This window comes from Streptomyces noursei (assembly GCF_001646665.1).
GTDB classification, from domain to species: Bacteria; Actinomycetota; Actinomycetes; order Streptomycetales; family Streptomycetaceae; genus Streptomyces; species Streptomyces lavendulocolor.
Genome location: NZ_LWBU01000278.1, coordinates 1 through 326 on the forward strand (window position 1 = coordinate 1; position 326 = coordinate 326).

Sequence of the window (326 nt, forward strand, 5' to 3'; positions counted from 1 at the left end):
ACGGGCACGCGCGCGGCGGCGCGGCCGGGCCCGGGGACGCACGCGGGCGCGGCGGCCCGGTCGCGCGCGGAGGCGCTCACGGGCGGCGGCACGGCGGTACGGACGGGCACGGCGGCGGGCTCAGGCGCGGCGGTGGCGGCGGGGGAATTCCTTCTCCGGGTCCGCGAAGTAGGTCCACGGGCAGCTGGCGTAGGCACCGTCGAGCGCCTGGGACACCCGCCGGACCGCGTGCTGCCCGCCCGCCAGCGGCAGGGCCATGGCGAAAATGTGGAAGTCGGGCTGCCAGCCCCGGGGGCGCGGGGAGGCGGGGGGGGGGGGGGTGGGGG

1 pseudogene is annotated in these 326 nt (G+C 81.6%); it reads right to left on the minus strand.

Annotated elements, in window-relative coordinates:
* Window positions 1-120 precede the first annotated feature (120 nt).
* Window positions 121-326: pseudogene (locus tag A4V12_RS35285) on the minus strand (hypothetical protein); the annotation flags it as partial.